The following is a 3,846-nucleotide window of genomic DNA, read 5'->3' on the forward strand; positions in this document are numbered from 1 at the left end:
AATGGACGTGGAGGAAGGCATAAGACTACCGCTAAGGTAGCAGTATCCTTCCTGTGAAGCGTCAACCCCGTTCAGCGACCACCCTAAAAAAGTGGCGTGGTGAGGAATCGCCGTCCGTTTTACGGCGGCGAGGATGTCAAGCCCACCGCTTGCTTAAAAATTGTAAAGCAAATTGTCCCAAGCGGCGAGCAACTCTGGCAGGGCAGCGGCCGACCAATTGCCCTCACAACCGCGACCTTGATAGAGAATGAATCGCAGGGAATAATGATCGGGAAATCCGTCCGCTTCTACCCATAAAAGCTCACTTTCCGCTTCACAAGCAATTCTTTCTTCATCCATTAATTCTGTGGCCATGGCCGCCATAGTTGCGGTCAATTGTGATAGTAACCGACGCAAATCTTGCCACTCGGACTCGGTCAATTCGATCGCCCAATCATCGCCACCAATTAATCCTTTATAAATGGCCGCCTTAGGATTCCAACCGAGTCGCCAACCTGAACCATATTTGAGAATTTTTTCCATAATTTTCTAGAATTTTAATAGGTCGGCATCTCCCGGTTTTGATAAAGATGGACGACGGGGAGAAGGACTAGGAGAAGGACTAGGAGAAGGACTAGGAGTGGGGGTTTCTTGGGGGAGAATGGCGGGGTTATAAATTTCGACTAGAAGGGTGACTAACTGCTGCCGTTGACGACGATTAACAGTCTTAATCGCTTTGATATCGGCAGCCATGGGATTAACGGTAAGGGTTGCTTGTCCGGGATAGTTTTCTTCGTTGATTTTCTCGTTCACTCCTAGATAATCCCCTAGGGTTAATTGCCAATCAAAACGGATGAGAGTAAACCTTTTTTTTGTATCTTGATGATAACGAAGAAAGCGACTTATTAAAGTATTATTCGGATCGATCGCTCCTGTATCTCGACGGGTATAGTTGTTTTCTTTCGGTAAATCTGGCATTGCTTGATAAATTTGTTGAGCAACTGTTTCGGGGCGTTGAATTTGGCTCATCCCGGTGGATTGCCACGATAACCACCAGATAATTATCCCCATTCCTAGACAAAATACTAATAATATTATTCGCTGAATTTTTAGCTTTTGAGGGAATTTTAAGAGCATATTAATCAAGAAAAAGTTTAAGTTAATTATCTAGCGCCAGTGGGAATTTTTCAGGAACAACTCAAGGGATTGTGAATATTATAAATCTAACAATACCCAAACTCATCTAACTGTAACACCTAGGCTCAAAGTTACCCCAGTCATACCCATCATAGCAAAGACTGGACACGATCGAGAGGCCAGTAAACTTTATAGGCTTGACCAACGATATAACTTTCCAGCAAAAAACCCCAAGCATGGGAATCAAAACTATGGTTACGATTATCTCCCAAAACAAACAGGGTTTTTGGGGGTACAGTCATAAATTCTATTTCATAATTGGTCAACTCGGCGGTGTAGGGTTCCTCGATAACTTGCCAGTTGAGATAAACTTTACCCCTGCGGATTTCAATGGTATCCCCAGCAATAGCGATGACTCGTTTGATAAAAAAATCTCCAGAATTAGGCTCTAGTTGCTTAATTTTTTCGGGAGTTCTAAAAACAATTATATCGCCTCTTTTCGCTTGATAATTACTGGATTGACTGACGAAAATGCGATCACCTACTGCGAGGGTAGGCAGCATGGATTCGCTAGGAATCTCGAAAAATTCTATTCTTTGATGTAACCAATCGGGAAAATAATTACAGATAATTCCCCAAGTAAAAATTGCTGCCACCATCAGCGCCAAAATGGAACGATAGGTGTGACGATGGGGATGGAATTGATCGGGGAAAGTGTGATAAACATGATAAATAGCGATCGCTGTAGTTAAAGGGTTAAGAAAGAGGATATAGGCAAAAAAATGATCCATTTTCAGGGTAATCAGGGATATAGTCAGAAAAATTATCCCTAAGATCACCTTATCGGCGTACAATTGCCCTAACCCCGGTATAATCCGGTTAGCGAAGACGGCAAACCACGGGTTTTTTTGTTTCCGGGGAATTTTCTCTAAGCTGTTATTCTGTCTGGAATAATAAACAGTCCAGTGAGCGTCAAAAATATTGCTAATGTAAACGATAACCAGAGCAACTATTCCCCCTAATCCCCAGCTTACAGGGCCATTGTGGCTAAAAATTGACCAAATTGTCACAATTATTAATATTACTTGAGCGATTGCCAAAAGGGTTGCTTTCTGGTTTTTGTTAGCATACCATTGTCCCAAACCGGGGAAGAACATCGAGAGATTGACAGCTAACCAGGGATCTTTTGCTTGTGAATTAATCGCATAAGGACGAGAAACAGCCGAAAAAAGGGAGGGTTTGCTCATAGTATAGACCTATTGCCAATTCATTCAACAGTGATCAGTAAACAGTAAACAGTAAACAGTAATCAGTTAACTGAAAACTCACATCTGATAACTGGTAACTGATAACTACTATAGCAACCAACAACACTTAATGCTTTTACTTCAATTTAGCACATCTCATTACTGTCGCAAAGCTCGTTTAGCTCTAGGTTATAAGGGGATTGATTACCAAGTAGAAAATCTCACCCCCGGACTACATATTCTCAAACTCAGGCCCCTAACTAAAGGGTTAACCACTGTCCCCGTTTTAATGGCAGCAGATGAGATTATTGCCGATTCTACTGCCATTTTAAAATATTTAGAAAAAGTAGTTCCTTTCCCCTCTTTTATTCCCGATGGGGAAAAGGAGAAAAATCAAGCTTGGTTACTAGAGGATTGGTTAGATGAAAGTATTGGAGTGGAGACCAGATTTGTCTATTATGATTATCGCGCCGGAGAGGGAAAAGCGATCGATCCTTCCCTGAGTAGTCAAATAATTATTAATATCGTGCGACAACAATATAAAATCACCCCAGCAAGGGTAAAACTAGCGGAGGAGCGACTAGAAAATGCCATCAAGATTCTAGAATATTGGCAAAATCAGCCCTATTTGGTGGCGGATAAATTAAGTGTAGCCGATATTGCCGCCACTGCCCTACTCAGTCCTCTGGCTCTAGTTCCCAGTTATCGTCAAAAATATCCCTGGTTGTTTGCTAGAATCGGGGAAATTCATCAACAGTGTCGAGAAAAATTGCCCCCCGGTTTAAATTAAATGAAGCGAACGACAAAAATTATCATCCTCATCTCGATCGGTTTCTTATCGCCCCTAAAAGCCCTTGCTTTGCCCGCTCCTGAAGATATTCCCGAAGAAGTTTTACGAGCAGAAATTATCACTTCGGCTCGATCGCCCCTTGATAATCAACCCCTAACTGCGGCAGAATATGCCTTACTAGAAGAACAATTAGCCACCAGCATTTATCCCCCCCAAATTAATCCCAAGATTCGACAATTAATTGCCCTGAGAAGATTACAAAAATTCCTCCAGATATTGATACCTTTCTACCGTTAAAATCAAAATAGTCAATCTCCTTTGACAAGAGTGCATCTGCTAACCCAAAAGGGGTGCATCTCATTTTTGTAAATCTACTGAGTTGGGATTTTTAAAGGGAAACTATTTTTTAAAATTGGTCATTACTTCCGATTTTACCACTCAATCCAAGCCTTTGGGGGGTTCTACCCCCCAACCCCCTAGGGCTGTTTCATTCTCCCATCAGAATATCAAAAGTAAAAGCGATCACAGTCAGGTAAAATGAGAAGTGACCGCCAACTTTTAAAATATATGTTGAGCTTAATAGAAAAACTGAAACAAGTCAAGGACTTTCGGAAAGATAAAGGAAAAAGACACCCTTTATGGATAGTATTATTAGTAATAATACTGGGAACAATGCTAGGATACTCAGGTTAT

The 3,846-nt window shown here is 41.5% G+C and carries 6 protein-coding genes; 3 read left to right on the top strand and 3 right to left on the bottom strand.

Features of this window, described 5'->3' with window-relative positions:
• Positions 1 to 153: 153 nt before the first annotated feature.
• The 3 genes from IM322_RS15840 to lepB form a co-directional block, all read right to left on the bottom strand.
• On the bottom strand, positions 154 to 522 hold the full coding sequence (locus IM322_RS15840; RefSeq protein ID WP_287675985.1) for a DUF1818 family protein: 369 nt from the start codon (positions 520 to 522) through the stop codon (positions 154 to 156).
• A gap of 6 nt (positions 523 to 528) precedes the next feature.
• Complete coding sequence (locus tag IM322_RS15845) at positions 529 to 1,116, bottom strand: hypothetical protein (RefSeq protein ID WP_287675986.1); 588 nt, start codon at positions 1,114 to 1,116, stop codon at positions 529 to 531.
• A 149-nt stretch (positions 1,117 to 1,265) separates the two neighbouring features.
• Complete coding sequence (gene lepB, locus IM322_RS15850) at positions 1,266 to 2,363, bottom strand: signal peptidase I (RefSeq protein ID WP_287675987.1); 1,098 nt, start codon at positions 2,361 to 2,363, stop codon at positions 1,266 to 1,268.
• A 130-nt stretch (positions 2,364 to 2,493) separates the two neighbouring features.
• Between lepB and IM322_RS15855 the strand changes: the two genes are divergently transcribed.
• The 3 genes from IM322_RS15855 to IM322_RS15865 all read left to right on the top strand — a co-directional run.
• Positions 2,494 to 3,153 (top strand): glutathione S-transferase family protein, encoded by a 660-nt coding sequence (locus IM322_RS15855; protein ID WP_287675988.1) that lies wholly within the window; start codon positions 2,494 to 2,496, stop codon positions 3,151 to 3,153.
• Positions 3,154 to 3,450, top strand: a complete 297-nt coding sequence (locus IM322_RS15860) for a glutathione S-transferase (RefSeq protein WP_286826972.1) — start codon at positions 3,154 to 3,156, stop codon at positions 3,448 to 3,450.
• A 270-nt stretch (positions 3,451 to 3,720) separates the two neighbouring features.
• On the top strand, positions 3,721 to 3,846 hold a 126-nt coding region (locus IM322_RS15865), incomplete at its 3' end, for a transposase family protein (RefSeq protein WP_287713225.1).

The organism is Microcystis sp. M109S1, assembly GCF_020247025.1.
In the GTDB taxonomy this organism is placed as follows: domain Bacteria; phylum Cyanobacteriota; class Cyanobacteriia; order Cyanobacteriales; family Microcystaceae; genus Microcystis.